Below are 25554 nucleotides of genomic sequence, written 5' to 3'. Positions count from 1 at the left end.
AGCATGTCGGCTCTGCGTGTGCTCGTCGTCGAAGATCAACCTGCGGTCGCCAAGGCGTTGCAGTTTCTCCTGGAGGTGAACGACATCGCGGTGGCCGTCGTCTCCAGCCCGGCGGCGGCGATCGAGCTGGTGGAGGCGGAGGACGTGGGGGTGGTCATTCAAGACATGAACTTCAGCGCGGGCGCCGTGTCGGGCGAGGAGGGGCTCGCGCTCTTTCGGCGGCTGCGGGCCATCGATCCCGATCTGCCGGTGCTCGCCATGACCGCCTGGTCGTCCTTGGAGACGGCGGTGGAGATGGTGAAGTCCGGTGCGGCCGACTACCTCGCCAAACCGTGGGACGACACCAAGCTCCTGACCAGCGTCCGCAACCTTTTGCGCATGCGCGAGCTCGCGCTGGAGAACGAGCGGCTCAAACACGAGAAGACGTCGGCCAAAGGGGAGCTGGGGCGCAAGTTCGAGCTCGCGGGGCTGGTGTACGAGAGCGCGATCATGCACCGGGTGGTGTCCCTGGCGTGCCAGGTGGCGTCGGCCGACGTGCCCGTGCTGATCACGGGGCCCAATGGCGCGGGCAAGGAGATGATCGCGGAGATTTTGCACGCCAACTCGCGGCGGAAGACGGCGCCCTTCGTGAAGGTGAACGCGGGGGCGCTGCCCGACGATCTGCTGGAGGCGGAGCTCTTCGGGGCGGAGTCGGGCGCGTACACGGGGTCGACGAAGCGGCGCATCGGCCGGTTCGAGGCCGCGCACGGCGGTACGCTGTTCTTGGACGAGATTGGGAACCTGTCGGCGGCGGGGCAGATGAAGCTCCTGCGCGCCGTGCAGCGCGGCGAGTTCGAGCGGCTCGGTTCGAGCGAGACGCGCAAGGTGGACGTGCGCATCCTGGCGGCCACCAACGCCGACTTGCAAGCGGCCATCGGCAAGGGGGCGTTTCGCGAGGATCTGTTCTTTCGCCTCAATGTCATCGAGATCGAGGTGCCGGCGCTGCGCGCTCGCCCGGAGGACGTGTTGCCGCTCGCGTCCGAGTTCCTCGCGCGCAACGCCAGCGCCGCGAACAAGCCGCTCTCGGCCGCCGCCCGCGCCGTGCTCCGCGAGTATTCGTGGCCCGGGAATGTGCGCGAGCTGATGAATCGCATCCAGCGCGCGAGCATCGTGGCGACGGGCGCCGAGATCACGCCGGAGGATCTCGGGCTCGGGCGCGCCGAAATGGCAGGAGTGGCGGCGGGCGAATCGGGCGATGGCGGGAGCGCGCCGGGCTCTGCCGGTGCGTTTCACGTTGCGAACGCGCCGGGCGCCCCCGGCTCGTCGAGCTCGCCCGGCGTTTCGAGCGCTCCCGGCTTTTCGAGCTCCTCCAGCGACAACCAGGAACGAAAGGAGCTCGAGCTCCTCTTGCGCGAGTGCGACGGCATGATCTCGCGGGTGGCCGCGCGGCTGGGGGTCAGCCGCCAGGCGCTCTACCGGCGCATGCAGCGGCTCGGGATCGTCCTGGAGCGGCGTCCCAAAACGTGAGCGCGCGGGTGAAGCGAACGAGCCTCTCGGCGCGGTTGATGGCGCTGGCCCTGAGCGGGGTGGCGGTGACGGCGCTGGTCGCGTTCTTTGCGACCAAGTTGCAGTGGGCGCCCGTCTTCGTCTTGACCGTGTCGCTCGTCGTCGGTGGTGCGTTTACGGCCATCGCGCTGGGGCAGGCGACGGCCTCGGCCCGGCACGCGCTGCTCGCGCTGACCGACGGTGTGCGGGGCTTCCAGGCGTCCGACTACAGCTTGCGGCTCTTCGCCAATCGAAATGACGAGATTGGCGAGCTGCTCGAGCTGTACAACAAGCTGGCCGACGTGATGCGCGAGGAGCGGCGCGATGTGTTCCAGCGGGAGCTCCTGCTCGACACGTTGCTGCAGGGGGCACCGGTGGCGACGGTGCTGGCCACGGGGAACGGGCGCGTGGTGTTCTCGAACCGCACGGCGCGCGAGTTCTTGGGCGCCGGCAAGCGGCTGGAGGGCCAGCGCTGGGACGACATCCTGCGCGCGTGCCCTCCGGCGATGCGCGACGGGCTGGCGGTAGACGACGATGTGCTCTTCAAATCGCCGGACGAGAACGGCGACGAGACGTTTCGAAGCACGCGGCGCACCTTTCAGATCAACGCGCAGATGCACACTTTGTACACGGTGGAGCGGCTCACACCGGAGCTTCGCCGGCGCGAGGTGGAGGTGTGGAAGAACGCCATTCGCATCGTGAACCACGAGCTGAACAACTCGCTGGCGCCCATTCAGTCGCTGGTGCACTCGGCGCGTCTGGTGCTCGGCCGCCCGGAGCACCTGGGGAAGCTGGACGAGATCTTCGAGGCGGTCGAGGAGCGGGTGAAGCACCTGGCCGTGTTCCTCGATGGCTACGCGAAGATCGCCAAGGTGCCGCGGCCCAAGAGGCAGGAGGTGCCGTGGGAGCCGTTCCTCGCCGAGGTGCAGCGGCTGGGGGCCTTTCGCGTGGAGGGGCCGCTGCCGCGGGTCGCCGGGTTCTTCGATCCGATGCTGGTCCAGCAAGTGCTCATCAATTTGCTCAAGAACGCGCGCGAGTCCGGGAGCTCGCCCGACGACATCGCGGTGAACGTCGATACGGCGCCGGACGAGGGCGCCGTGGTGCGCGTGTTCGATCGCGGGCGCGGGATGGACACGGCGGCCCTCGCGCAGGCGCACCTCCCGTTCTATACGTCGAAGCCCACGGGCACCGGGGTGGGGCTCGCGCTCAGCAACGAGATCATCGAGGCGCACGGCGGGCGGCTGCGGCTCGAGAATCGCCCCGGGGGAGGGCTCACGGCCACCTTTCGCTTGCCGGGGCGCGGCAGCGTAGAGCCTATTTCTCGCCGGAAGGAGCCTTCTTCGTCGCGCGATCCTTGAAGGCGCGCACCAGCTCCGAGAAGCGCGATCCCATGGGGACCTGCTCTTTGCGCCAGAGCGAGCGCAGATCGCGGGCCGCCCGGATCCAGTGCTCCTCCGGCAGGATCTGCTCGATGAGCTCGCGCAGGAGGCGGGTGAGGGCCGGCGCGTTGCCCGAGGACGAGATGGCGACCACGAAGGGATCGCGCCGCACCACGGAGCTGGAGATGGCCGAGCCGCGCTTGGGATCGTCGACGGCGAGCACGAAGACGTGCCGCTGCTCGGCCTCCTCGAAGACGCGCTTGGCGACCGCGCGGCTCCCGGTGGCCGAGACGACCAGCCAGGAGCCGAGCACGTCGGAGGCGGTGAAGGCGCGGGCGCTCCACTCGAGGGTCCCTGCGCCGGCGAGGGCGCGGATGCGATCCGTCGCGCGCGGGGCCACCACGCGCACCCGGGCTCGCGCCGTCAGGAGGTCTTCGACCTTCTTCTCCGCCACCGAGCCCGCGCCGACCACGAGCACGTCGCGCCCTTCGAGGTGGAGAAACAGCGGGTAGAGCGGGCGCTCAGCCATGGCGGCGCCCGTCGGCGAAGGAGACGTCGATGTTCGCGTCCGCGAGCCTCTGGCGCGTGGTGGCGATGGCCAGCTCGCCGACGTCGAAGCCGATGGCGCGCCGGCCCAGCGCGACGGCCGCGTGCAAGGTGGTGCCGGAGCCGCAGAAGGGATCGAGCACCAAGGAGCCCGGGTTGCTCGACGCCCGCACGATGCGGTCGAGGAGCTTCAGCGGCTTTTGCGTGGGGTAGCCCGTGCTCTCTTTGCGGAGCGGGGTGTTGGCCACCATGGCGGGGCAGTCGCTCCACACGCTGCCGATGGCGCGGCCTTGGTCCGCGTAGTAGCGGTAGGTCTTGCCGCCCAAGGTGCGCTCGCGGAAAAAACGGCCGTCTTCGTCAGTGCGTGTAAAATGCATGGAAAGGCTCGTGGGGGCGAAGGGCGCGCGCAGCGCGGGGTCGCTCGTGTTCCAGACGAAGTCCTTGCCGCGGGTGTAGAGCAGGATCGTCTGGTGGCTCATGCCGGGGCCGCGCCGCTTTTTGCTTCCGTTTCCGGGGACCCAGATGATCTCCCCCAAAAACCCGGCGCGGCCGAAGACGCGATCGCACGCGACCTTGGCCTCGTGCACCGCGCGCTGGTCCAAGTGGAGCCACAAGGTGCCCTGGAGCGAGAGGGCCTCGCGCACCCGATCGAGCCGCGCCTCGAGCCACGCGAGGTAGGCGTCCAGCGAGTCCCAGCGGTCGTGGTAGGCGACCTCGCCCGACTCGCGGCTCGGTGCCCCTTCGGTGGCGCGCGCGCGGAAGGTCATGCCGACGGTGAACGGTGGATCGAGGTAGGCGAGGTCGGCGCTCCCGGACGCGACGTGGTCTCCGATGTCGATGGCGTCCCCGTGCACCAGCAGCACGGGGGCCGAGGTCTCGCAGGCGATCATCGGGTGAGCTCGGCGATCAGGTCGGCATCGCTGACGGGGCTGGGGCTGGGTGCGAGTGGTCTTCCGGTGTCCCTGGGCACCAGCCAGGGGCGGATGGGGCCAAAGGGCTCGCAGCCTTGGAAGGTCTCCTCGAGGGTGCACGCCGTGCGGATGTGCGCGTGATCGTCGTGCGGGCCGCCCGGGTGGGGCTCGCCCATCACCTCGAAGGCGCGGCCCACGAGCTCCGCCGGCTCGCCGATGGCGCGCGCCCACTCCAGGATGCGCGCCCGGATGTAGCGGTGGACGAAGATCCATTGAATGTGCGCGTCCGGATCTTCGAGCAGCGCCTTGAAGAGGACCCATTGCCGGGCGACGTCGAAGCGCAAGAAGCGGTTTCGCTTTTTGTCGTAGGCCAGGCCGTCGGCGCCGTAGTGGATGAAGCCCGGCGTGCGTACGGGGGCTCCGCCCAAGGTGGTGGCGTAGAGCAGAAGATCGGCGTCTCGCCCGCTGCGGTGGGAGAAGTGCGGCAGGATCTGCCCGCCGGTGGACCTCGACAGATCGCCGAACACCAAGACGGCGCCCGGCCGCTCCTTCTCCACGCGCGCGACCGCGCGGAGCATGGCCGAGGCGAAGCGCTTGGTGGCGTAGTGGCGGCCGTTGTCGCGCAGGAACTCGTAGCCGTGGCCTTTGGCGGGGATCTCCACCGCGCCCGTGAGCACGCCGCGGTGGGGCATGCCGATGCTCCCTTCGAGCGCCGGATAGAGCGGCGAGGGTGCGCGGCCGCAGCCGAGAGAGCCGAGAAGAACGAGCGCGGCCAACAGGGCCAGCGCGGCATACGTCGCGAACGTGGAGGGCGCGGCCCGCGTGGCAAACGTGAGAGGCGCGGCCCGCGCGGCGCCCGAGAGATGGCCAGGGCGGCGAGAGGTCACGTCGAGCACCCCTTCACTGTAGCACGGCGCGATCACGACTCGAGGAAGCCGGCGATCCTTGCCTCCACGGTGCGAACGGCATCGGCCGTGGCATAGGACTCGGCGAGCTTGAGTTTCCCGTCCACCCGGGTGAGATACCCCTGGTCGACGAACGACGCGAAGGCGTTTTCCATGAGCGGCGCGCTGATGGCCTCGCGTCGCTCGATCTCGCCCGCGAGGTAGAGCCGCTCGCCGATGGCGATGGCGCGGCGGGTGAGATCCTTGGGCGCGAGCGACGTCTTGAGCAGCGCCGTGAGGCCGCGGGCGGCGACCCGGTAGCCCTCGACGAAATTTTTCACGACGCTCTTGTAGAGCATCACCCGCCTGCGCCCTTCTTCGCTGCCGAAGCGCACGAAGGTGCCCTCGCTGGCCAGCTCGCCGTCCGCGATCATTTCGGCCAACGTTTCATCGAAGATCTGGTCGAAGGTGGCGTCCGCGCGGAACTGGAACTCGTACTTGAACAGCTTCGAGAGCGACAGGACGCGCTGCTTGAGCCCCTCGCGGCTGGGCGGTCCGCCCAAGAGCGCGGTGGCCACCATGGCGCGCGAGACGAAGAAGTGGACCACGATGTTCTTCGCCAGATCGAGGGAGAGGCGCGCGTCGTCCGGGACCACGAAGATGGTGTCGCTGCCGTGGCGGGCGAGGCCCACTTGCTCGTCGGGGTGCACGTCGCGCCCCGGGAGGCGCACGGTGACATGGCCGGCGCGGACGAAGAGCGCGCACGCTTCGCGGATGGCCTCCTCCGAGATGGGCTCTTTGTCGTGCGAGGGCTCGAGCTGGGCCGAGAAGCGCGCGCCGAAGCTGTGCAGGATGCGCGCTAGGCGGCGGCACCCCTCGATGAGCTCCGGCTGCGACATGCCGCGCTTGTCGTGCGTGAGGAGGGCGGTGGCGACCAAGGAGCCGGCGGTGACCGCGGTCACCCGGTTGATCTCGTTCATCACGCGGTAAGCGAGGCGCGTGACGATGCCGCGGCGGCGCGCGGGGCTGAGGGCGCCGCCGTTGCCGCGGGTGGACGGCGGGCCGCCGTTGCTGCCGTTGCCGCCATTTCCTTTGTGGCGGTGGTGCTCTTCGTCCTCGCGGAGCACCGTCTCGAGGGAGAGCGGCTCGCCGAACTGCACGCTGATGCGCCCGAAGCGCTGCACCAGGATGTCGAGCGATCCGAGCAGGCCGCGCATGTCCTCTTTTTGCTTCTCGCCGCCCGAGAGCTCGTGCACGTACGACTTCTCTTCGGGGACGCGCTCGTAGCCGATGGAGATGGGGCAGAAGAAGATGGGCCGGGGGCGCACGCCGAGGGCGGCGTCGACGGCCAACGAGAGGAGGCCGAGCTTGGGCGGCAGGAGCTTCCCGCTGCGGGAGCGGCCGCCCTCGATGAAGAACTCGAGGGAGAAGCCGTCGATGATCAAGCGGCGGATGTACGCGTCGACCACCGCGCTGTAGAGGCGATCGCCCTTGAAGTTGCGGCGGATGAAGAAGGCGCCCGCGCGGCGGAGGACGGGGCCGATGGGGAAGAAGTTGAGGTTCTCGCCGGCCGCGATGATGGGCAGCTGCAGGTGATGCGAATAGAGGACGTACGCCAATACGATGTAATCGATATGCGACTTGTGGCTGGGCAAAAGGACCACCGTGCCGTCGCGCATGGCCTTGCGCAGGCGCTCGATGCCCGGTTGATCCACCTCGAGCCCGCCGAACATGCGGAGCACCAGCTGCTCGACGGTGACGTCGAGGGCGGCGATGGTCCCCATGTCGAGGTCGGCCTCCATCTCGCGCAAAAGGGACATGGCGCGGAAGGTGAGCACCTGCCGCTCGGCCTCGCCCTGGCCGGCCATGTCGTAGATGACCTTTTTCAGCTTGGGGCTGCGCACCACCTCTTCGCGCATGCGATCGGCCGGCTTCTTGGTGGGGCCGATGACCGCGCGCCGCTCGCGCTCGAGGCGGCGGAGCAAGGTGTACGTGATGCGGCGAACGAGCACGTCGTCGGAGGCCGCATGTCCGTTCTCCGATTGCTCGCTGGCGAGGAACGCCTTGACGTCGACCGGCTCGCCCGCGCGCAAGGTGACGTTGCGGTAGTTGGCCAAGAACTGCGCGACCGTGCGGACCTTGCCCGGCCACTCGCGGGGGCCGAGGAGGGTGTCGACCAGGTTGCGCTGGGCGGCGTCGGGCTGCTTCGACCAGACGAAGACCTGCGGGACGAGCAGGATGGGGCGCTCGGTCTGGCGCTGCATCTCGAAGAGCGTGCGCACGTACGTGTCGCCTTCGATGCGCCCGCGGCCGCTGCCTCGCGAGAGCGAGGGGCCGAGGAGCGACGGGGGGCGCTTGAGGAAGAGGGCCGCCGAGGAGCCGTCGCGGATCACGCGCCGGAGATCTTGCGCGTCGTCCTCGTCTTTGCGGGCGCCGGTGCGGCCGATGGCGCTGAGCCAGCCGCGGCCCATGGGCTCGAGCACCCAGAGCCCGAGATCGTTGGCGAAGCGAACCTGGGGGAGGTGCAGCCGCTTGATGAGATGATCGAGCGCGAGGAAGTCCAAGAAGGACAGGTTGCGCAGCACGTAAACGACCGTGCCGCGCCGATCGGCTTCGCGCACCGCTGCCGCCCACGCTTCGTCCACTTGGATGTGCTCGAAGAAGCGGTGGTACAGCCAGCCCAGTACGGCGTTGGGCTCGTAGGCAACCAGCGGGCGATCACTCAAGATGGACTCTTCTCCTTACGCGGTTCAGCGAGGGCGATCAGCCGCCGAAGGTCTTCTTCATGACCTCGACGATGCGCTTCGAGGCGTCGGGGGTGAGGCCCACCTTGGCGCCGAAGGGCCAGGCGAAGCCGAACGTTCGAACCTGGTTGCACGAGAGCGAGACCAGGATGTCGGCCGGCGGCTGGTTCATCTGGCCGATGGACACGCCAAACTCGGCGTACATACAATTTTCGCGCGGCATGTCGAAGTTCTTCTCGGTGCCGAAGATGCTGAGAAGCTCGTCGTGCAGCTTCTTGGTGCCGATGTTCATCGAGCCGAGGATGCGGAAGTCGTGGAAGCGCGGGACGTTCTGCTGCGGCGGCGGGGCGGCGGAGCCCGGGAGCAGGCCCGGCGGGAGGAGCCCCGGCGGCAGCAGCGCGGCGCCGGCGGTCACCCACGATTGAATCTGCGGGGGGAGCTGGAAACCGGTCGGGGCGGTGGCCGGTCCCGCGGTGGGGGGCTCGAAGTTCTGAAGGCGGAAGGACGTGATCGGCGCCTGCTCCATTTTATCGAAAGGTTGGGCGAGGCTCGAGCCACACCCCTCGGCGCAGGCGAGCATGACGACCATGGCGGATGCTTTCGTCCAGCGCGAGCGAACAAGCGAAACGATCATTGTAGCCTCCGGAGCTCGTAGCGAGGATGGCCCGTCGCAATTGGCCAAGGGCCGACTTTCCTCGTCATTCGGGATTCGTGGGATTTCGGGGTGATTCGGATGGAGCTTGGCGCCACGATAGACGAGCCCTGGCCGCGGCGAAAGCGGGTCGCGCGGGGCTCGCGTGGGGTGGCGGTTCGGGATAGGCTTCGGGCGCGCGTGACAGGGAAAGGTCTGGCGCGCGCGCGAAAGGGAAAGCAGGGAGCCGTGTCCTTCACCGTCAAGAAAATCGACCATGTGGCCATCTGCGTCGCGGATATCGACGAGGCGGCCGCGAAGTATCGGGAGGTTTTGGGGCTGGTCCCCGAGCAGCGCGAGGTGGTGGAGTCGCAAAAGACGGAAGCCTGCCTCTTGCCCCTCGGGGAGTCGAACCTGGAGCTCATCAGCCCCCGGGGCAACGAGGGCCTGGCGAAGTTCCTCGAGAAGCGCGGGCCGGGGCTGCACCATGTGGCGGTCGAGGTCGAGGGGATCGAGCAGGCGCTGGCCTTTCTCAAGGGGATCGGGGTCCCGCTGATCGATGAGGCACCCCGCCGGGGGGCGCGCGGGCACAAGGTGGCGTTCGTACACCCACGGGCGACAGGTGGCGTACTCGTGGAACTTGTCGAGCCCGAGTAAATGTCACTAGGGCTACCGGCGGAGCTTGTGTAAGTTGGCGGCGATTCGGTGCTCTAGGACCCCGGGAGAGTGAAACGCACATGAGGCCAATGAACGCGCAGACAAGAGGAGTGGAACGAACCGTCCGGCATCGGCGATGGTTTGGCATCGGCGCTCTCGCCGGCGCACTCACGCTGGTGGGGCCGGCGGGGCTAGGCGTGGCGCACGCGCAGCAGGCGAAACCGGCTCCCGCGCAGCCGCAAGCCGGCGCAGGGCCGACCAGCCCGGCCGCCGTCGCCGCCGAGGCGAAGAAAAATTTCCAGGCGGGCGAGACGAAGTTCAAGGCGGGCGACTTTGCGGGCGCGCTGAGCGCGTTCCAGACGTCCGACTCGCTCAAGCCGACGCCGCAGGGCGCGCACTACATCGCGCTATCGCAGGACAAGTTGGGCCAGTATCCGGAGGCGGTGGCGGCGTACGAGCGCTTCCTGTCGGAGGTGCCGGCCAACATGAAGAAGGAAGGCGAGGAGGCCACCAAGCGCGTCTCCGAAATCAAGGCGATGCCGGGCAAGGTGCACGTGGAGGCCGCGCCGGCAGCCGCCAAGATCACGGTGGACGGCGCGCCCACGGCCTCGCCCGCGCCGGCGGATCTGGAGCTCGCGCCCGGCAAGCACGCGATCCATGTCGCGGCCGATGGGTTCGTAGCCCAGGACAAAGAGGTCGACGTGACCTTCGCGTCGAAGCAAAACGTGAAGGTGGAGCTGGAAGCCGCTGCGCCGCCGCCGGTGGCCGCGCCGGTCCCCGCGGCCGAGCCTCCGCCGCCGGCGGCCCCCGAAACGCCGCCCCCGGCGCCGCGCAGCAAGGTCCCCGCCTTCGTTACGGGCGGCGTGGCGCTGGCCGCGGCGGGCGTGGGCACGGTGTTCGGCATCATGGCGCTCAGCGACAAGAGCGACTTCGATAAGAACCCTACGGCCGCCAAGGCGGACGATGGCGAGAACCACGCGCTCATCGCGGACATGGCCATTGGCGTGGCCATCACGTTGGGCATCACCAGCGCCGTTTTGTTCTTCAGCGCCGACGAGCCGGCAGCCAAGGCCGCCAAGGCCGCGCCGAACAAGAACGTGGCTTCGGCGCCCAAGCCGGTGCCCGTCACGATCCGGCCGGCGCCGATCGTCACCACCCACGGCGGCGGCGCTGGCGCGCTGATTCGCTTCTGATCGACTCCACGAGCTCTCGAGGACGACCGACGATGAACAAACTGTTTCTTAGGCGCCGCTTACTGCCGCTCGTGACCCTGACGTCCCTCATCGTGATCGCGGGATGTGAAATCGCGGTGGACTTCGATCGCACGAAGATCAACCCTCCACCGGGCAACGACTCCTCCGTCAACGACGGCGCCCAGCCGGACAACTACGTTCCCCCGGACACGGGGTCGCCCGACACGGGCGTGGACGCCGGCGATGCGGGTGACGCGTCGGCGGATGCAGACGCGGACGCATAGCTGTCGCGTGGAGTGTGGCGCGCGGCGCGGGGTGGGGAGCACCCCGCGCCGGAGCTCCCCCCTCGAGCGCAACCTGCGCCGGAGCGCCCGCCGCCTAGCGCGCCGACAATTCTTGAATCGTCTTTGCGATGCGCTCGACGTCGGCCGGCAAGGTGATCGGCAGGTTCGCGCGCTGCGGGCGGACGTCGGCCAGCGTCTTCTCGTGGTAGCCGAGCTTGAACTCCGTGAACTTGAGCGCATTGGCCGTCGAGACCACCACGACTCGGTCGTTTGCGGTCAGAACGCCGCGGTCGCGTAGCTTGAAGGTGCACGCCAGGGCCACCCCCGTGTGCGGATCCGTATAGAGACCCGTGCGATCCGCCCGGGCGCAGGCATCCGCCAGCTCGTCCTCGCTGGCTTGTTCGACCACACCATTCATGGCGCGCAAGGCGGCCATGGCGCGGGGCGCGCTCACGGGGTTGCCGATTTGAATGGCGCTCGCGTGGCTCTTCTTCGCGGCAATCGGGGAGACGGTCTCGGAGTTGGCCAAAAAGGCGCGGTACATCGGGTTCGCGTTCTCGGCTTGCGCCACGCACAGCCGCGGCATGCGGTCGGTGAGGCCGAGATCGACCATCATCCGGAAGCCCGCGTGGAGGGCGGCCGCGTTCCCCAGGTTGCCGCTCGGCAGAATGACCCAATCGGGCACGCTCCACTCGAGCTGCTGCGTCAGCTCGATGCCCACCGTCTTTTGTCCCTCGATCCGGAGCGGGTTCATCGAGTTTGCCAGGTAGATGAGGCCCCGGCTCGCCAGCTCCCGGATGACGGCCATGCAGCCGTCGAAGTCCGTCTCCAGCGCGAGCACCGTGGCCCCGTGCGCGAGCGGCTGCACCAGCTGCGCGGCGGAGACCAGCCCGCGCGGCAAGAGCACCACCACCGGCAGCCCCGCGATGGCGCCGTACGCGGCCAACGACGCGGAGGTGTCGCCCGTGCTCGCGCACGCAATCACCGGCGATTTCAGCGCCCCGATGTGGTGCGCCCAGCGCACGATGCTCACGAGCACCGTCATGCCCAGGTCCTTGAACGACCCGGTGTGCGCATTTCCGCACTGCTTCACCCACAGCTCGGGGATGCCGATCTCTGCGCCCAAACGGCGCGCGTGAAAGAGGTTGGTCGCCCCCTCGTAGGTGGACACGATGAAGTCGTCGGGCACCTCGGGCGCGATCCACTCCCGCTTGCCCCACACGCCCGAGCCATATGGAAACTCGTGACCGCGGTAGCGCGCGTCGAAGAGGTCGCGCCACTCCTGCGCGCTGCGGTTGCGCAAGGCATCGATGTCGTGGTGGACCTCGAGCAACCCGTCGCACGTGGGGCAGCGGTAGAGCGGTTGGGTGGTGGGGTAGGTGCCGGAGCACCCGGAGAAACAGCGGAAGTGGGCTCGGTAGGCTTGTTGGGTCATTGCTTCGAGGGGGCTTGGGCCAGCGCGGTGATCTGCCGTTGGCAACGCAGGTAGTTGCGCTTGGCACCGCTGTCGTACGGTCTGCAGACCAAGCCGGCGCTCGCGCAATCGGCGTCGGTGCAGCAGGCGTCGGAGCAGTACTTTGCCGTGGTGGTCAGATCTTGCAGGCAGTTGTTCGTAGCGCACTCCGTGGCCGCAGTGCAGTCCTGACCGAGTTGTTTCGGCCCTGGTTGAAGCCGGCTGCCCGTACAAGCGGTGATCACGTCATCGCCGCGTCCGTTGGCCGTGACATTCCCGCAGCTGCTGCCTCCGCACCCCGCCGAGCCACAACAAGGCGCACGGCATGTCGTACCTTCCTTGTCGCATACGCCCTCGCCGCAGAGCGGGTAATTGCCGCAGAGCAGGCCACACGACACCTCGCACCGGTTTCCGAACCCCGTACCCTCTCCCGGCGGGTCGCCGCAGCCGAGCACGTATTTGACGGACGCGCCGTTGCCTTGGAGGGGCATCACCAGGCACTTGGTCTTGTTGGTGCACTGCCCGCTGTGGCAGCACGTGTCCTGGCACTTCTTGTTGCCGCCGCAGATGCCCGAGCGGCACTCGGTGCCCGAGCCGCACGTCTCACCGCCGTTTTTGCCGCCGACCGTGAGCCGCCCCAGCTTGCCCTTGTGCACGCAGTAGTTGCCGCCCGTGCCCGCGCCGAAGCACACGAAGTCGGTGGGGCACTGGCTCGACGTGCAGCACGCCTGCGTGCAGATACCACCATCGCGGACCACATCGTCGGGCAGCACCAGCTTGGACGCGCAGAACGCACCCTTGTCGAACTCGCACTCCGCCGTCGCGCTGCAGCCATCGCCCAGCTTCTTCGAGCTTCGCGCGAAGCACCGCTTGGTGCCCGGATCGCACGTCTGCGGTGGGATGCAGCTGCCCGGCTTTTTGGTGCAATCCTCGTTCTCGCTCACGCACTCCTTCGACGCCGACGCGCAGTGGGAGCCGTCGGGGCAAGGGTCGTCGGGCTTGCCGCTGCAGTCGTTGTCCTTGCCGTTGCATTTGGGCGCCGCGTTCGGGTGCACCTCGGGATCGTTGTCGTCGCAATCGCGGTCGGCGAAGCCGTTCTCGGACTTGCCGCACAAGGTGTAGCCGTCCTTGTCGGCGTCGATCTCCTCGCAGGTGCTGCGGGTGCAGTTGCCATTGGGGCAGGGGACGCACTTGGCGTTGAGACAGCGCTGACCCTCGGGGCAGGTGCCCGCGTCGAAGCTCCCGTCGCAGCTCCAGCCGCCGGGTGGATCCGCCGTGACGATGGCCTCGCACCCGCCTCCCGCGAAGACGAGGAGCGCGCAAAGCCATGTGAACGCAGCAAGACCGAAGCGGCGTAAAGCGATCATGTCAGAACGACAGACGGAAAGAGGTAGTTCCCCCGGAGACCGTGATCTCGCTGTCCTTGGGGGTCTTGGTACGCGCGAAATAAAGAACCAATGTGGCCACGGCGCCTACGGCGCCAACGGCGAAGCCAATGTCGGCGAAGATGGCCTGCTTGTGCGCGTCGTCGGCGCGGCGGGTCAGATCGTCGTACGTGCCATCTCGGCCGGTCGTAAAGTCTTTGCTCGGGCGATCGTTCATCGCCTTGAGCCCGAAGAACGTGCCGACCCCGATCCCGGCCACCGCCACCGCGGCCGATGTGATGGTCAGCGCATCGATGCGCCCGTACTCCACCTTCTTCGTCACCGTCACCCGGCGCTCGACGATTTGCTTCTCGGGCGGCGGCGGTTTGGGGCGTTGCGCCTCGAGCTCGCGCTTGGCGCCCTCCAACCGGCGCGTCACCGTCTCGGCGCGCGCGCGCTCGGCGGTGTCGAGATTCATGGACTTGTACGTTTGCATGTGCTCGAGCGCCGCGTCGATCCGTCCGAGCTTCTCGTTGACGACAATCAGGTTGTAGACGAGATCCTTCGCCGCCGGATCGAGCTTGTGGGCCGCCTCCAGCTCACCGATGGCCTCGGTATAGCTACCCTGCTGGTAGAGCTCCCGCGCGTGCTGGAAATGCTGCTGCGCCTTGGCTGCCGTTTCCGGATCCGGGACCTGCGCCGTGCTGTCATTTCCGGTCGTTCCCGTATTTCCCGCCGTCCCTGAAGTCCCCGCCGCGCCCGAGGATCCGCTGGCAGCTCCGGTCGATGCGGGCGGGGTCGCTCCCGCGCGGGGCGGGGTGGGGACCCGAGTGCCCTTGCGTTGCGCGAACGCCACGGCCGGGGTGCTGGCAAGAACCACGACGAGAAGGACGGACGCTTTCCGTGCCCACTCCATGTGAAGGTTGGTCAGCATAGCGTGCCCGCTCGATTGTGGAAGCTCAGGAAAATAAACGCACCGGTGTAAGGCTGCGGACTGGCCCCCGTTGTCTGCTCGGAAAGGCAAACGATCATGGCCGGGCGATCCTCATCTCTTGCGACATTTTGCCTTGCGGGTTGTGCATGTCTTGCCGTGGTCCTGGCGGGCCGCGAAGCGCGCGCCGATCCTGCGGTGGTTACGGTAGGGCCTAGGGAACATTTCGACACGAATCGTCAACGCTTTGCACGTCCGCCCGATCCGGACCTTCCGGTCGAGCCCATCCCTTACGAAGCTCCGTACGATTCATCCCCGCCCGAGAGCGATTCATCGCTTGCCCGATCCGAGCGACCCGCAGTGTATCGCTCACCGCTTCGACTGCAACTCGGACCTTCTGTCCTCACCACGGGTCGCGGTCTTGGAATGGGGCTCGGCGTGGCCGCCGATTTCGGCCGCGGCACGGTGGGCGCACGTATTTCGGCCGCCTGGATGCGCGCCGAGCGCCCCGATGAAGGTGACGCATCGGTGACGAGCGCGGGAAGCGGCCTTGCTCACTACACGGGCGAGCTGACCCTCGACTTCAACAAGCGAGGCCCCGTGCACCCGGTGCTCGGCATGGGCTTCGGTATCGCACGCGTGAGCAAATCCACTGGCGGCGGCAACGCCGGCGTCGGGGTGGCGCGTCTCGCGCTCGAGTACTCCGTGGGCCTCGAAGACGCCGACGTGCGCATCGGCGGTGGCATCACCGGCGCGCTCCCCGGCCCATCGGATCGCGAGGCCGCCGATCTGCGCGCCTACGCCATCGTTGGCGCGCACGTCGCCATCGGCTTTTAGCGCCGCCTACGCCGCCGCCGGCGCCAGCGCGATGGATCCGCGGTGTGGTGCAGCGCGAACATTTCACGCCGGCGCGGGCGCCATCAGCGGAGCGGCCAATCCACGGGCTCGCGCCCGAGCGCCGAGAGCATGCCGTTGATCTTCGAGTAGGGACGGCTCCCGAAGAACCCCGTGTGCGCCGAGAGCGGCGAGGGATGCACCCCCTCGAGCACGCGGTGCTTCGCCCCATCGATCAGCGCCTTCTTCTTCTTGGCGTGCGAGCCCCAGAGCACGAACACCGAGGGCGCGCACCGCGCGCTCGCCACGCGGATGATGGCGTCGGTCAGCCGCTCCCACCCTTTGCCCTTGTGCGAGTTCGCCTCGCCCGCGCGCACGGTGAGCACCGTGTTGAGCAGCAGCACGCCTTGCTTCGCCCAGGGCACCAGCGAGCCGCTGCCGGGCACGGGGCAGCCCACGTCGGCCGCCAGCTCCTTGAACATGTTCACCAGCGAGGGCGGCGGCTTGATCCCCTCGCGCACGCTGAAGGCGAGGCCCTCGGCTTGACTCGGACCGTGATACGGATCTTGACCCACCAGCACGACCTTCACCCGGTCGAGCGGCGTGTGGACGAGCGCCGCGAACACGTCGGGCTCGGGGGGATACACCGTCGCGCGCATCCGCTCCTCGGCCACGAACGCGCAAAGCTCCGTGAACCAAGGTGCGTTTCGTTCGTTGGACAAAGCTTCCGACCAATCTTTCGGAATTGACGCGGGCACCATGCGATGAAATATCGCACGAACCAATGGTCCGATCCCGTCTCGAAGTGCCGCCGCGCCCAGGGCCGTCTCGTCCCATCCTCGAAGTGATCGCGCTCGATGCCGAAGACGCACGGCGCGCCGTCGATGGCGGCGCCGATCGGCTCGAGCTCGTCAGCGGAATGGAATTCGCGGGACTCAACCCCACCGTGGAGACATTCGTCTCCGTGCGCGCCGCGGTCTCGGTGCCCCTTCGCGTGATGATCCGACTTCGAGGCGGCTTCTCCGCCGGTGGCCCCTCGGATGTCCAGGCGCTCGCGGCCTCCGCCACCGCCCTTCGCCAAGCCGGCGCCGATGAATTCGTCCTCGGGTGGCTCGACGATGCGGGCGACGTGGACATCGATGCCGTTCGCGCCATCGTCGATCGGCTCGATGGATGTGCGTGGACCTTCCACAAGGCCATGGACTCTGCGCGCGACCGCGAAGCCGCTTACGCCGCCATCCGCGATCTGCCGGGGCTCGATACCGTGCTCACATCCGGCGGTCCCGCGCTGTCCATCGACGTGCTCATCGCCGAGGCCGAGCGGGAGCGCGCGTTTGCCCTCGAGGGTCGAGACCTTCACCTGCTGGTGGGCGGCGGCTTGCGCGAGCAGCACCTCGCGCCGCTGCGCGCGGGCGGGCTCACGGGCTTCCACATTGGAAGCGCCGCGCGCCAAGGTGGATCCTGGTCGGCCCCCGTGTCGCCCGAGCTGGTGCGACGCGTTCGCGATCAGCTCCTATGAGCGGCGGCTCATACATTGGCGGCTGCAAGGCTGGGCGCGCGCCCCACGAACCACGAGGTGCGTAGGTAGTACCACCACGTGATGGCGACGCAGGTGCAGTAGAACGCAACGAAGAACGCCAGGGCGGTGGTGGGGCCATGGGTCGCGCGGATGGAGGCGCCGAAGGCTCGCGGAATGAAGTACCCGCCGAGCGCACCGATGGCCGACGTGAGGCCGAGCACCGCCGCGCTCTCGCGACGCGCGCGGGCGAGGGCCGCTTCGGTCCCGTCGGGTCCTGCGTCCTTCAACGCCTCCGCGCGGAAGATGACCGGAATCATGCGGAAGGTGGAGCCGTTTCCGATGCCGGTGGTGACGAACAAAAGCCCGAAGGTGCCGAGGAAGCCCGGCAAGCTCCCGGCGCCCACGAAGTAGACCACCCCCATGGTCGCGCACCCCATGGCCACGAAGTTCCAGAACGTCATGCGCGCGCCGCCGAATCTATCGGCCAGCATTCCGCCCAGCGGTCGCGCGATGGAGCCCACCAGCGGCCCCACGAAGGCGAGGGTGGTCGAGGCATCGGGAAACTGCGTCTTCAGCAAGAGCGGGAACGCCGCCGAATAGCCCACGAAGGAGCCAAAGGTCCCGATGTAGAGCCACGCCATCACCCACGTGTGCTTTCGCTTGGCCACCGTCACTTGATCGCGGAAATTGGAGCGCGCCACCTTCAAGTTGTTCATGAAGGCAAACGCCCCGATGGCCGCCAGCGCAATCAGCGGCATCCACATGAGCCCTGCGTTCTGCAGATGCAGACCGCCGATGCCGATGGCCATGGGCGTCAGGAGCTGCACGCTGCTCACGCCGATGTTGCCGCCGGCCGCGTTGAGGCCCAGCGCGAGCCCCTTCTTTTTGTCCGGGTAGAAGAAGGAAATATTGGCCATGCTGGACGCGAAATTCCCGCCCCCGAGGCCGGCGGTCGAGGCGGCGAGGGCCATCCACCAAAACGGCGTGGCGGGGCGGGTGACCAACAGCGCGAGCGCCGTGGTGGGGATCATCAGGAGCAGCGCGCTGACCACCGTCCAATTGCGCCCGCCGAACCGGGGGACGGCGAACGTGTACGGGAAGCGCATGAAGGCGCCGACCAACCCCGGGAGCGCCACCAAGAGAAAGAGCTGATCGGTCGTATAGTCGAATCCGACCTTGGGCAGGCGGGTCGCCACCACACTCCACATCAGCCAAACCGAGAATCCAATGTTCTCGGCGAGGATCGACCAAATGAGGTTCCTCCGCGCGATGCGCTCCCCTTCACGCTGCCAAAAAGCCTCGTCCTCGGGATTCCAATCTGCAATCCACCGCGACATGCCCATACCCTCCTGGCGATCCCAAAAAGGAAAATGAGCGCGCCATGTTTCCGGCGTGTGACGCGCCCGTTTCGCGATGACACGTCGCGTCTATTTTGTTATGAAACATCGGGGACATCTCTCCGAACGGCTTGAATTTAGCGACTCTGCGCGCAATTGGAAATAACGCGACGCATTAAAAATGAAACGATCGCGAAACAAACGATGTTTCATACTCCTAGGGAGATGCGCTCCATCCCGGATGATCCGTCCCGGAACGAAGGCGTGAAGACGCACTGTCCGTACTGTGCATTGCAGTGCGGAATGCGCATCGCCGGATCGCCCGCGGAGCCCTCGATCTCCGGCGATCCCGATTTCCCCGTCAACCGAGGGAGCCTTTGCATCAAAGGCTGGTCCTCGGGCGCCACCCTCGCGCACCCCGAGAGGCTCACCACCCCGCTGGTGCGCAACCTCCGCGGCTTCCTCGATCCCGCGAGCTGGGACGAGGCGCTCGATCGAACCGTGGCGGGTTTTCGAGCGGCGCAGGCCCGCGGCGGCTGCGATGCGGTGGGCCTCTTCGGCAGCGGCGCGCTCACCAACGAGAAGGCGTACCTGCTCGGCAAGTTCGCCCGAATCGCGCTGGGGACGCGGATGATCGACTACAACGGCCGCTTTTGCATGTCCTCGGCCGCCGCCGCCTCGAACCGCGCGTTCGGCGTCGATCGCGGGCTGCCTTTTCCGCTGTCGGACATCGCGCACGCCGATGTCGTTCTCCTGGTGGGCAGCAATGTGGCCGAGACCATGCCGCCCATCGTGCAGTACTTCGAGGCGCAGCGGGCGCGCGGCGGAAAGCTCATCGTGGTCGATCCGCGCCGCTCGGTCACCGCCTTGGCGGCCGATCTGCATCTGCGGCTGGCCCCCGGCACCGACGCGGCGCTCGCCCACGGGCTCTTGCACCTGCTCGTGCGCGATGGAGCCATCGATACCAAGTACATCCGCGAGCGCACCGAGGGCTTCGACCACGTTCGCGCGGCCGTCGCCCGCTACTGGCCGGAGCGCACGGAGTCGCTCTGCGGGGTGCCCGAGGCGGAGCTGGTCCTGGCCGCGCGGCTCTTGGGGCACGCGGACACGGTCATGGTGCTCACCGGCCGCGGACCGGAGCAACAGTCGCACGGGGTCGATCATGCGACGGCGTACATCCACTTGGCGCTGGCGCTCGGGATGGTCGGCAAGCCCCACGCCGGATACGGCTGCCTCACGGGCCAGGGGAATGGACAAGGAGGCCGCGAGCACGGCCAAAAAGCCGATCAGCTCCCGGGCTACCGCCGCATCGACGATCCCGCGGCGCGCGAGCACGTGGCGCGCGTGTGGGGCGTGGACCCGGGCTCGATCCCCGGCGCCGGAGAGTCGGCGTACGAGATGCTCGACTCCATCGGCGAGGCGGACGGCATCCGCGCGCTCTGGGTCGTCGGCTCCAACCCTGCCGTGTCAGCGCCCAACGCGCGGCGCATCGAGGCGCGCCTTCGCGAGCTCGATTTTCTGGCGGTGTCCGACTTCTTCCGCTCGGAGACGGCCGAAATGGCCGACGTCGTCTTCCCCGCCGCCCAATGGGCCGAGGAGTCGGGGACGACGACCAACCTGGAGGGCCGCGTCATCCTGCGCCGCCGCGCATTTTCCCCACCCCCCGAGGTGCGCACGGATCTCACCATCCTGTGCGATCTCGCCGCACGCCTCGGCAAGGGCGAGCTCTTCGCCTCCAGCGATCCCGAGCATGTCTTCGACGAGCTATGCCGCGCCAGCGCGGGCGGCGTCGCCGATTACTCGGCGATGAGCTACGGCGCCATCGAGGCGCAAGGCGGCTTGTTCTGGCCCTCCCCCCGCCTCTTCGCCGAGCGCTTCCCGACCCCCACCGGGCGCGCGCGCTTCCACCCCGTTCGCGACGTGCACCCGGCCGAAGAGCCCAACGAATCGTACCCGCTTTATCTCACCACCGGCCGCGTGCTCGCCCAGTACCAATCGGGCACGCAGACGCGCCGCGTGCCGGCCTTGACGAAGCTCGCGCACGAGCCTCTGGCGGAGCTCCACCCGGCGGTGGCGCGCCGCCATGGCATCGCCGATGGAGACGTGATCACCCTGACCACGCGGCGCGGTCGCGCCCAATTTGCGGCCAAGGTCACGGCGAGCATCCGCGAGGACACCGTGTTCGTGCCCTTTCACTGGGGCGGCGAGCGATCGGCCAACCGGCTCACCAACGATGCGCTCGATCCTACGAGCCGCATGCCGGAGTTCAAAGTGTGCGCGGTGCGCATCGAGCGCACGGTGGCGAGGGACGCAAACGCAGCGAATCCAGCGAAGGGACCCGGGGTATGAAGAAGAAGCTCGTCGTCATTGGGAATGGGATGGCCGGTGCTCGCCTGGTCGAAGAGCTCCTTCTGCGCGGCGGGAAGGAGCGGTTCGACATCGTCATGTTCGGCGATGAGCCCTATGGCAACTACAACCGTATTTTGTTGTCGAACGTGCTGGCGGGCGCGCACGACCCAAAGGACATTTTCATCAACCCGCTCCGTTGGTACGAGGAAAATAACATCACGCTCCACGCGGGCGTGCGGGTGGTCGCGGTCGATCGCCACGCCAAGATCGTGCGCGGCGACAACGGGGGGGTGGAGCCTTACGACGACGTGGTGTTCGCGCTGGGCAGCTCGGCCTTCGTTCCGCGCATGGAGGGCACGGCGCAGGAGGGCGTCTTCGTCTTTCGCACCCTCGACGACTGCGACTCCATCCTCAAGTACATCCCCGGGCGCAAGACGGCGGCGGTCATCGGCGGCGGCCTGCTCGGCCTGGAGGCGGCGCGCGGCCTGCTCCAGCGCGGCATGAACGTGCACGTGGTGCACCTGATGAACCACCTCATGGAGCTGCAGCTCGATCGCACGGCGGGCGGCATCCTGCAGCGCACCTTGTTGCAAATGGGGCTCCGCATCCACCTGGAGAAGGCGACCTGTGAAATCCTGGGCCAGGACGGCGCGGTCACGGGGCTGCGCTTCCAAGACGGGGGCACCCTGGACTGCGACATGGTCGTCGTCTCCGCCGGCATCCGCCCCAACACACAATTGGCGCGGGAGGCGGGGCTCACGGTGGCCCGCGGCATCGTGGTCGGCGACGATCTCGCGTCGCCCGACGATCCCCATGTCTTCGCCATCGGCGAGTGCTCGGAGCACGCCGGGAAGACCTACGGCCTGGTGGCGCCGCTCTGGGACCAGGCGCGGGTCCTCGCCGAGCGCCTCTCCGCGCGCAAGCCCGGCGCGACGTACCATGGCTCGCGGGTCGCGACGAAGCTCAAGGTGATGGGGGTCGATCTCGCGGTCATGGGCGAGCGGGAGGCCTCCACCGAGAACGACGAAGAGGTCACCTACGCCGAGGCCAAGCGCGGCGTTTACAAGAAGGTCATCGTGCGCGATGGCCGCATCGTCGGCGCCATCCTGCTCGGCGATCCCGAGGCCGCGCCGGGGCTGGTGCAGTCGTTCGATCGCGGCGCCGAGGTCCCCGAGAACCGCGCGGAGCTGCTCTTCCGGCTCGATGGCGGCGATGGCCGCGCGGCCGCCTCCCTCGAGAGCCTCCCCGACGAGGCGCAAATTTGCAATTGCAACGGCATCTCGAAAGGCGACATTCTCCGCGCGGTCCGCGGGGGCGCGCGCTCGCTCAAGGTCTTGTGCGAGAGCACCCGGGCGGGTACCGGTTGCGGCACGTGCAAGGGGGACGTGGGGGCGCTCCTCGAGCTGGCGGCCGGAGATGCCGTGGTGGAGGATCCCTCGGTCCACTATTACGTACCGGGCGTTCCGCTGCCGAAGCCGGAGCTGGTGGAGGAGATCCGGGCGCGCGGCTTGACGAGCGTCTCGGCGGTCTTTCGGGAGCTCGCGGGCGGCAAAGAAGATACGGCCAGCAAACCGGGGCTCGCCTCGCTCCTGAAGACGCTCTGGGGCAAAGAGTACGTCGACGAGCGCGACGCGCGGTTCATCAACGACCGCGTGCACGCGAACATCCAGCGCGACGCCACCTTCAGCGTCATCCCGCGCATCTACGGCGGCGTGACCTCGGCCGACCAGCTCCGAAAGATCGCCAACGCGGCCGACAAATATGGCGCCAAGATGGTCAAGATCACGGGCGGCCAGCGGATCGATCTGCTCGGGATCAAAAAAGAAGATCTGCCGCACGTCTGGCGCGATCTGGATATGCCCTCGGGCCACGCCTACTCGAAGGCATTTCGCACTTGCAAGACGTGTGTGGGGACGGACTTTTGCCGTTATGGCGTGGGCGACAGCACGGGGCTCGGCATCGCCATCGAAGAGCGATTTCAGGGCATCGAGTCGCCTCACAAGATGAAGCTCGCCACCGCCGGCTGCCCGCGCAATTGCTCGGAGGCGACCACCAAGGACATCGGCGCCGTGGCCACCTCCGGCGGCACCTGGGAGATCTACGTGGGCGGCGCCGCCGGCTCCCGCGTGCGCAAAGGGGATATCCTCTGCACGGTGGATTCGCATGACTCCGTCCTCCGTTACATGGGGCGCTTCATGCAATATTATCGCGAGAACGCCAAATACCTCGAGCGCACCTACGACTTCGTGGAGCGCGTGGGCATCGAAGAGGTGCGCAAGGTGGTCGTCGACGATGTCGAGGGCATCGGCGCGCGGCTGGACGCGGACATCGAAGCCTCGGTGCAGGCGTACGCCGACCCATGGAAAGAAGTTCCGCACGTTACGCAGTTTTCCGAAAAGTTGGAGCCGCTCGAGCCGGTCTTGGCGCGGGCGTCCGGGGAGTGAGAGTCATGTCGACGTGGAATCTCGGTTCGGTGGAGCGCATCGCGCTCGGTGAAGGACGCACGTTTCGTGCAGGTGAACTCGAGGTGGCGGTCTTTCGCACGCGCGCCGGTGAGCTGTTCGCGACCCAAGCGCAGTGCCCGCACGGGCAGGGGCCGCTCGCCGACGGCATCGTGGGCGCCGCCCGGGTCGTTTGCCCGCTTCATGCGTACACATTCGATCTGCGCACCGGCTGCGTTACCCAAGGTGCATGCGACACCCTTCGGACGTATCCGGTGGAAGTATCGAGCACGGGCGAAGTGATTCTTCACGTGTAACGTGGCATGTCTTGGGATCGGCCCCCATGACCAACACGCCCGACTCCGGCTCGACGCCCCCGTCCAACTCGTCCAACGCACCGTCCAATTCGAGCTCATCGCTCCCTTCGCTGCGCGGCCTGCGCATCGCGCTCCTGGAGGCGCGCCGCAACGAGGAGCTGGCCGATCTCGTTCGACGCCACGGCGGCGAGCCCTACTCGGTCCCCGCGCTGCGGGAAACCCCGCGTGAACCGCGCGACGAGGTGGCCGCGGCGCTCGATGGGCTCGCGGCCGTCCGCCGCCCGGTGACCATCTTCGCCACCGGCGTGGGGGTCGAGGCGCTCTTTCGAATCGCCGACGACATGGGCCGGCGCACCAGCCTCGAGGCCATTCTGGCGCGCTCCATCACCGTGTGCCGCGGGCCCAAGCCGGTGGCCGCGCTCAAGCGCTTCGGCATGCCGGTGACCGTGCGCGCGGCGTCGCCGCACACCACGCGCGAGCTGCTCGACGCCGTCGAGGCGCTCGATACCGTGGTCGCGCCCGAGCCGTGCGCCTTGGAGGCGGCGCTCATCGTTCACCACGGCGAGCGCAGCGAAGCCCTGGTCACGGCCACCCGCTCCAAAATTCCGAACGTCTTCGAGCTCCTTCTTTACGCGTGGGAGCTGCCCGAGGACACGCGACCGCTCGTGAGGCTCGTGGACGAGATCATCGCGGGCGAGGTGGGCGCGGTGGCCTTTACGACCCAAGTGCACGCGCGCCATCTGGTGGCCATCGCCGAAGAACTCGGCAAACGCGATGCGCTGGTGGAGGCGCTCCACGGCAGGGTCACGGTGGTGGCCATCGGCCCGACGTGTGCGGAAACGCTCCGTTCGCTGGGAATTCCGCCCCATATCGTTCCGGAGAGTCCCAAGATGGGGCCCATGGTTCTGACCTTGGCACGCTACCTCGACGGGGCTCGTTCGGGGCTGTAACCTGTGCGGCGTGACCGCTCCAAGCTCTGGCATGACCGATGCCAACCTGACCGAGGAAATCGCGAACCTTTGCGCGCGCGCCCGTCGCGCCAGCCGCAAGCTCGCCCCGCGCGATCGCGCGACCAAGGACCGCGCCCTTCATGCGATGGCCGCCGGCTTGCGCGCGCGCCGCGGTGAAATCCTCGAGCAAAACGCGCTCGATCTGGAGGCGGCGCGGCAGCGGGGCACGAAGGGAGCGCTGCTCGATCGGCTGGCGCTCGATCCCGCGCGGCTCGAGTCCATCGCCGTGGGGGTGGAGGAAATCGCGGAGCTGCCCGATCCGGTGGGCGGCGTCATCGAGGCCCGCACCTTGGCGAGCGGCATCGCCATGCAGCGCGTGCGGGTGCCGCTCGGCGTGGTGGCCATGATTTACGAGGCGCGCCCCAATGTCACGGTAGAGGCCAGCGCGCTATGCCTCAAGGCCGGCAACGCCGTGGTGCTGCGCGGCGGCTCCGAGGCGTTCTACTCGAACCGCGTGCTCGCCAAGGTCATCTCGGAGGCGCTCGAACGAAGCGATCTCCCGCCCGACCTAGCCGCCGTCATCCCGTTCACCGACCGCGAGGCGGTGCGGGCGCTCGTCCAGCAAAGCGAGAGCCTCGACCTGGTGATCCCCCGCGGTGGCGAGGCGCTCATCCGCTTCGTCACCGAGCACGCCCGCGTCCCGGTGGTGCAGCATTACAAGGGCGTCTGCCACCTCTATTTGGACCTCGGTTGCGATGTCGACATGGCAGTGAACCTCGCCGTCAACGGCAAATTGTCGCGCCCCGGCGTGTGCAATGCGCTCGAGTGCCTGCTGGTGGACGAAGCCGATGCCGCGCGGATTCTCCCCAAGGTGGCGGCCGCGCTCCTGGCGGGCGGCTGCGAGCTTCGCGGCTGCGAGCGTACGCGGGCGCTGGTCCCCGAGGCGCGGGAGGCGGCCCTCTCCGACTGGGGCTACGAGTTTCTCGACCGGGTGCTGGCCGTGCGGGTGGTGCGGGGGCTCGAGGGTGCTTTGGACCACATCGCGCGCTACGGGTCGGGTCACACGGAGGCCATTTGCACCACCGACTCGTCACGCGCCCGCCGTTTTCAGCATGAAGTCGACGCGGCCTGCGTGGCCGTGAACGCTTCGACCCGCTTTCACGATGGGGGGCAGCTGGGGCTGGGCGCCGAGATTGGGATCGCCACCAGCCGGCTGCACTGGCGGGGACCCATGGGGTTGGAAGCGCTCACCACCATGAAGTGGATCTTGAACGGAAGCGGCCAGACAAGGTAATCACGGAGAAAC

Annotated in this window: 22 protein-coding genes; 12 read left to right on the top strand and 10 right to left on the bottom strand. The window is 68.1% G+C overall.

Going from position 1 to position 25554, the window contains the following annotated elements; translation table 11 throughout:
- Nucleotides 1-3: 3 nt before the first annotated feature.
- Together LZC94_33335 and LZC94_33330 are read left to right on the top strand one after the other, a co-directional pair.
- Nucleotides 4-1506: a sigma-54 dependent transcriptional regulator gene (locus LZC94_33335; GenBank protein WXB12722.1), complete on the top strand. Its 1503-nt coding sequence runs from the start codon at nucleotides 4-6 to the stop codon at nucleotides 1504-1506.
- 8 nt (nucleotides 1507-1514) lie between these two features.
- Complete coding sequence (locus tag LZC94_33330; GenBank protein WXB12721.1) at nucleotides 1515-2882, top strand: ATP-binding protein; 1368 nt, start codon at nucleotides 1515-1517, stop codon at nucleotides 2880-2882.
- On the opposite strand, the gene LZC94_33325 is transcribed toward LZC94_33330, so the two are convergent.
- The 5 genes from LZC94_33325 to LZC94_33305 are packed head-to-tail and all read right to left on the bottom strand — an operon-like array spanning nucleotide 2839 to nucleotide 8622.
- Complete coding sequence (locus tag LZC94_33325; GenBank protein WXB12720.1) at nucleotides 2839-3432, bottom strand: bifunctional precorrin-2 dehydrogenase/sirohydrochlorin ferrochelatase; 594 nt, start codon at nucleotides 3430-3432, stop codon at nucleotides 2839-2841. The genes LZC94_33330 and LZC94_33325 overlap by 44 nt on opposite strands.
- A complete protein-coding gene (locus LZC94_33320) occupies nucleotides 3425-4339 on the bottom strand; it encodes a site-specific DNA-methyltransferase (GenBank protein WXB12719.1) in 915 nt (304 codons plus the stop codon). Before LZC94_33320 ends, LZC94_33325 begins: the two co-directional genes overlap by 8 nt.
- Nucleotides 4336-5247, bottom strand: a complete 912-nt coding sequence (locus LZC94_33315) for a penicillin-insensitive murein endopeptidase (protein ID WXB12718.1) — start codon at nucleotides 5245-5247, stop codon at nucleotides 4336-4338. Before LZC94_33315 ends, LZC94_33320 begins: the two co-directional genes overlap by 4 nt.
- A 32-nt stretch (nucleotides 5248-5279) precedes the next feature.
- The gene (locus tag LZC94_33310; GenBank protein ID WXB12717.1) at nucleotides 5280-7970 is read right to left on the bottom strand and encodes a 1-acyl-sn-glycerol-3-phosphate acyltransferase; all 2691 of its coding nucleotides are present in this window, start codon (nucleotides 7968-7970) and stop codon (nucleotides 5280-5282) included.
- A gap of 37 nt (nucleotides 7971-8007) precedes the next feature.
- A complete protein-coding gene (locus tag LZC94_33305) occupies nucleotides 8008-8622 on the bottom strand; it encodes a hypothetical protein (GenBank protein ID WXB12716.1) in 615 nt (204 codons plus the stop codon).
- Between the two features lie 246 nt (nucleotides 8623-8868).
- On the opposite strand from LZC94_33305, the gene mce reads away from it, so the two are divergent.
- The 3 genes from mce to LZC94_33290 all read left to right on the top strand — a co-directional run bounded on the left by mce (nucleotide 8869) and on the right by LZC94_33290 (nucleotide 10753).
- Nucleotides 8869-9276 carry a methylmalonyl-CoA epimerase gene (gene mce / locus LZC94_33300; protein WXB12715.1) on the top strand — a complete coding sequence of 136 codons (408 nt, stop codon included), beginning with the start codon at nucleotides 8869-8871 and terminating at the stop codon, nucleotides 9274-9276.
- Nucleotides 9277-9386: 110 nt separating this feature from the next.
- Nucleotides 9387-10469, top strand: a complete 1083-nt coding sequence (locus LZC94_33295; GenBank protein WXB12714.1) for a PEGA domain-containing protein — start codon at nucleotides 9387-9389, stop codon at nucleotides 10467-10469.
- Nucleotides 10470-10501: 32 nt separating this feature from the next.
- Entirely contained in the window at nucleotides 10502-10753 is a 252-nt protein-coding gene (locus tag LZC94_33290) for a hypothetical protein (GenBank protein WXB12713.1), read from the top strand.
- Nucleotides 10754-10847: 94 nt separating this feature from the next.
- On the opposite strand, the gene thrC is transcribed toward LZC94_33290, so the two are convergent.
- Genes thrC through LZC94_33275 form a run of 3 tightly spaced genes read right to left on the bottom strand, consistent with a single transcriptional unit; the run spans nucleotide 10848 to nucleotide 14450 of the window.
- A complete protein-coding gene (gene thrC / locus LZC94_33285) occupies nucleotides 10848-12188 on the bottom strand; it encodes a threonine synthase (GenBank protein WXB12712.1) in 1341 nt (446 codons plus the stop codon).
- Entirely contained in the window at nucleotides 12185-13573 is a 1389-nt protein-coding gene (locus LZC94_33280) for a putative metal-binding motif-containing protein (protein ID WXB12711.1), read from the bottom strand. Before LZC94_33280 ends, thrC begins: the two co-directional genes overlap by 4 nt.
- A 1-nt stretch (nucleotide 13574) precedes the next feature.
- Nucleotides 13575-14450, bottom strand: coding sequence for a tetratricopeptide repeat protein (locus tag LZC94_33275; GenBank protein ID WXB12710.1), 876 nt, complete (start codon nucleotides 14448-14450; stop codon nucleotides 13575-13577).
- A gap of 477 nt (nucleotides 14451-14927) precedes the next feature.
- Here LZC94_33275 and LZC94_33270 point away from each other — a divergent pair, with 477 nt between their 5' ends.
- Nucleotides 14928-15338 (top strand): hypothetical protein, encoded by a 411-nt coding sequence (locus LZC94_33270; GenBank protein WXB12709.1) that lies wholly within the window; start codon nucleotides 14928-14930, stop codon nucleotides 15336-15338.
- A gap of 83 nt (nucleotides 15339-15421) precedes the next feature.
- On the opposite strand, the gene ung is transcribed toward LZC94_33270, so the two are convergent.
- Nucleotides 15422-16096 carry a uracil-DNA glycosylase gene (ung, locus tag LZC94_33265; protein WXB12708.1) on the bottom strand — a complete coding sequence of 225 codons (675 nt, stop codon included), beginning with the start codon at nucleotides 16094-16096 and terminating at the stop codon, nucleotides 15422-15424.
- A 23-nt stretch (nucleotides 16097-16119) separates the two neighbouring features.
- Between ung and LZC94_33260 the strand changes: the two genes are divergently transcribed.
- Entirely contained in the window at nucleotides 16120-16854 is a 735-nt protein-coding gene (locus LZC94_33260) for a copper homeostasis protein CutC (protein WXB12707.1), read from the top strand.
- Nucleotides 16855-16862: 8 nt separating this feature from the next.
- Here LZC94_33260 and LZC94_33255 read toward each other — a convergent pair whose 3' ends face one another.
- Entirely contained in the window at nucleotides 16863-18191 is a 1329-nt protein-coding gene (locus LZC94_33255) for an MFS transporter (GenBank protein WXB12706.1), read from the bottom strand.
- 303 nt (nucleotides 18192-18494) lie between these two features.
- On the opposite strand from LZC94_33255, the gene LZC94_33250 reads away from it, so the two are divergent.
- Genes LZC94_33250 through LZC94_33230 form a run of 5 tightly spaced genes read left to right on the top strand, consistent with a single transcriptional unit; the run spans nucleotide 18495 to nucleotide 25542 of the window.
- Entirely contained in the window at nucleotides 18495-20540 is a 2046-nt protein-coding gene (locus LZC94_33250; protein ID WXB12705.1) for a molybdopterin oxidoreductase family protein, read from the top strand.
- Complete coding sequence (gene nirB, locus LZC94_33245) at nucleotides 20537-22984, top strand: nitrite reductase large subunit NirB (GenBank protein ID WXB12704.1); 2448 nt, start codon at nucleotides 20537-20539, stop codon at nucleotides 22982-22984. The genes LZC94_33250 and nirB overlap by 4 nt, the downstream gene beginning before the upstream one ends.
- 5 nt (nucleotides 22985-22989) lie before the next feature.
- Nucleotides 22990-23298: a nitrite reductase (NAD(P)H) small subunit gene (locus LZC94_33240; protein ID WXB12703.1), complete on the top strand. Its 309-nt coding sequence runs from the start codon at nucleotides 22990-22992 to the stop codon at nucleotides 23296-23298.
- A gap of 26 nt (nucleotides 23299-23324) precedes the next feature.
- A complete protein-coding gene (locus tag LZC94_33235; GenBank protein ID WXB12702.1) occupies nucleotides 23325-24248 on the top strand; it encodes a uroporphyrinogen-III synthase in 924 nt (307 codons plus the stop codon).
- A gap of 31 nt (nucleotides 24249-24279) precedes the next feature.
- Nucleotides 24280-25542 carry a glutamate-5-semialdehyde dehydrogenase gene (locus LZC94_33230; GenBank protein WXB12701.1) on the top strand — a complete coding sequence of 421 codons (1263 nt, stop codon included), beginning with the start codon at nucleotides 24280-24282 and terminating at the stop codon, nucleotides 25540-25542.
- The last annotated feature ends 12 nt before the right edge of the window (nucleotides 25543-25554 follow it).

Source organism: Sorangiineae bacterium MSr11954, from assembly GCA_037157815.1.
Lineage (GTDB): Bacteria > Myxococcota_A > Polyangia > Polyangiales > Polyangiaceae > Pendulispora > Pendulispora albinea.
This window is presented reverse-complemented; position numbering and strand designations above follow the sequence as displayed.

Excerpts from the sequence above, each read along its gene's own strand:
- LZC94_33335 (WXB12722.1), top strand. The coding sequence starts at position 4 with ATGTCGGCTCTGCGTGTGCTCGTCGTCGAAGATCAACCTGCGGTCGCC.
- LZC94_33325 (WXB12720.1), bottom strand. The coding sequence starts at position 3,432 with ATGGCTGAGCGCCCGCTCTACCCGCTGTTTCTCCACCTCGAAGGGCGC.
- LZC94_33320 (WXB12719.1), bottom strand. The coding sequence starts at position 4,339 with ATGATCGCCTGCGAGACCTCGGCCCCCGTGCTGCTGGTGCACGGGGAC.
- LZC94_33305 (WXB12716.1), bottom strand. The coding sequence starts at position 8,622 with ATGATCGTTTCGCTTGTTCGCTCGCGCTGGACGAAAGCATCCGCCATG.
- LZC94_33290 (WXB12713.1), top strand. The coding sequence starts at position 10,502 with ATGAACAAACTGTTTCTTAGGCGCCGCTTACTGCCGCTCGTGACCCTG.
- thrC (WXB12712.1), bottom strand. The coding sequence starts at position 12,188 with ATGACCCAACAAGCCTACCGAGCCCACTTCCGCTGTTTCTCCGGGTGC.
- LZC94_33280 (WXB12711.1), bottom strand. The coding sequence starts at position 13,573 with ATGATCGCTTTACGCCGCTTCGGTCTTGCTGCGTTCACATGGCTTTGC.
- LZC94_33270 (WXB12709.1), top strand. The coding sequence starts at position 14,928 with ATGGGGCTCGGCGTGGCCGCCGATTTCGGCCGCGGCACGGTGGGCGCA.
- ung (WXB12708.1), bottom strand. The coding sequence starts at position 16,096 with ATGGTGCCCGCGTCAATTCCGAAAGATTGGTCGGAAGCTTTGTCCAAC.
- LZC94_33260 (WXB12707.1), top strand. The coding sequence starts at position 16,120 with ATGGTCCGATCCCGTCTCGAAGTGCCGCCGCGCCCAGGGCCGTCTCGT.
- LZC94_33255 (WXB12706.1), bottom strand. The coding sequence starts at position 18,191 with ATGTCGCGGTGGATTGCAGATTGGAATCCCGAGGACGAGGCTTTTTGG.
- LZC94_33250 (WXB12705.1), top strand. The coding sequence starts at position 18,495 with ATGCGCATCGCCGGATCGCCCGCGGAGCCCTCGATCTCCGGCGATCCC.
- nirB (WXB12704.1), top strand. The coding sequence starts at position 20,537 with ATGAAGAAGAAGCTCGTCGTCATTGGGAATGGGATGGCCGGTGCTCGC.
- LZC94_33240 (WXB12703.1), top strand. The coding sequence starts at position 22,990 with ATGTCGACGTGGAATCTCGGTTCGGTGGAGCGCATCGCGCTCGGTGAA.
- LZC94_33235 (WXB12702.1), top strand. The coding sequence starts at position 23,325 with ATGACCAACACGCCCGACTCCGGCTCGACGCCCCCGTCCAACTCGTCC.
- LZC94_33230 (WXB12701.1), top strand. The coding sequence starts at position 24,280 with ATGACCGATGCCAACCTGACCGAGGAAATCGCGAACCTTTGCGCGCGC.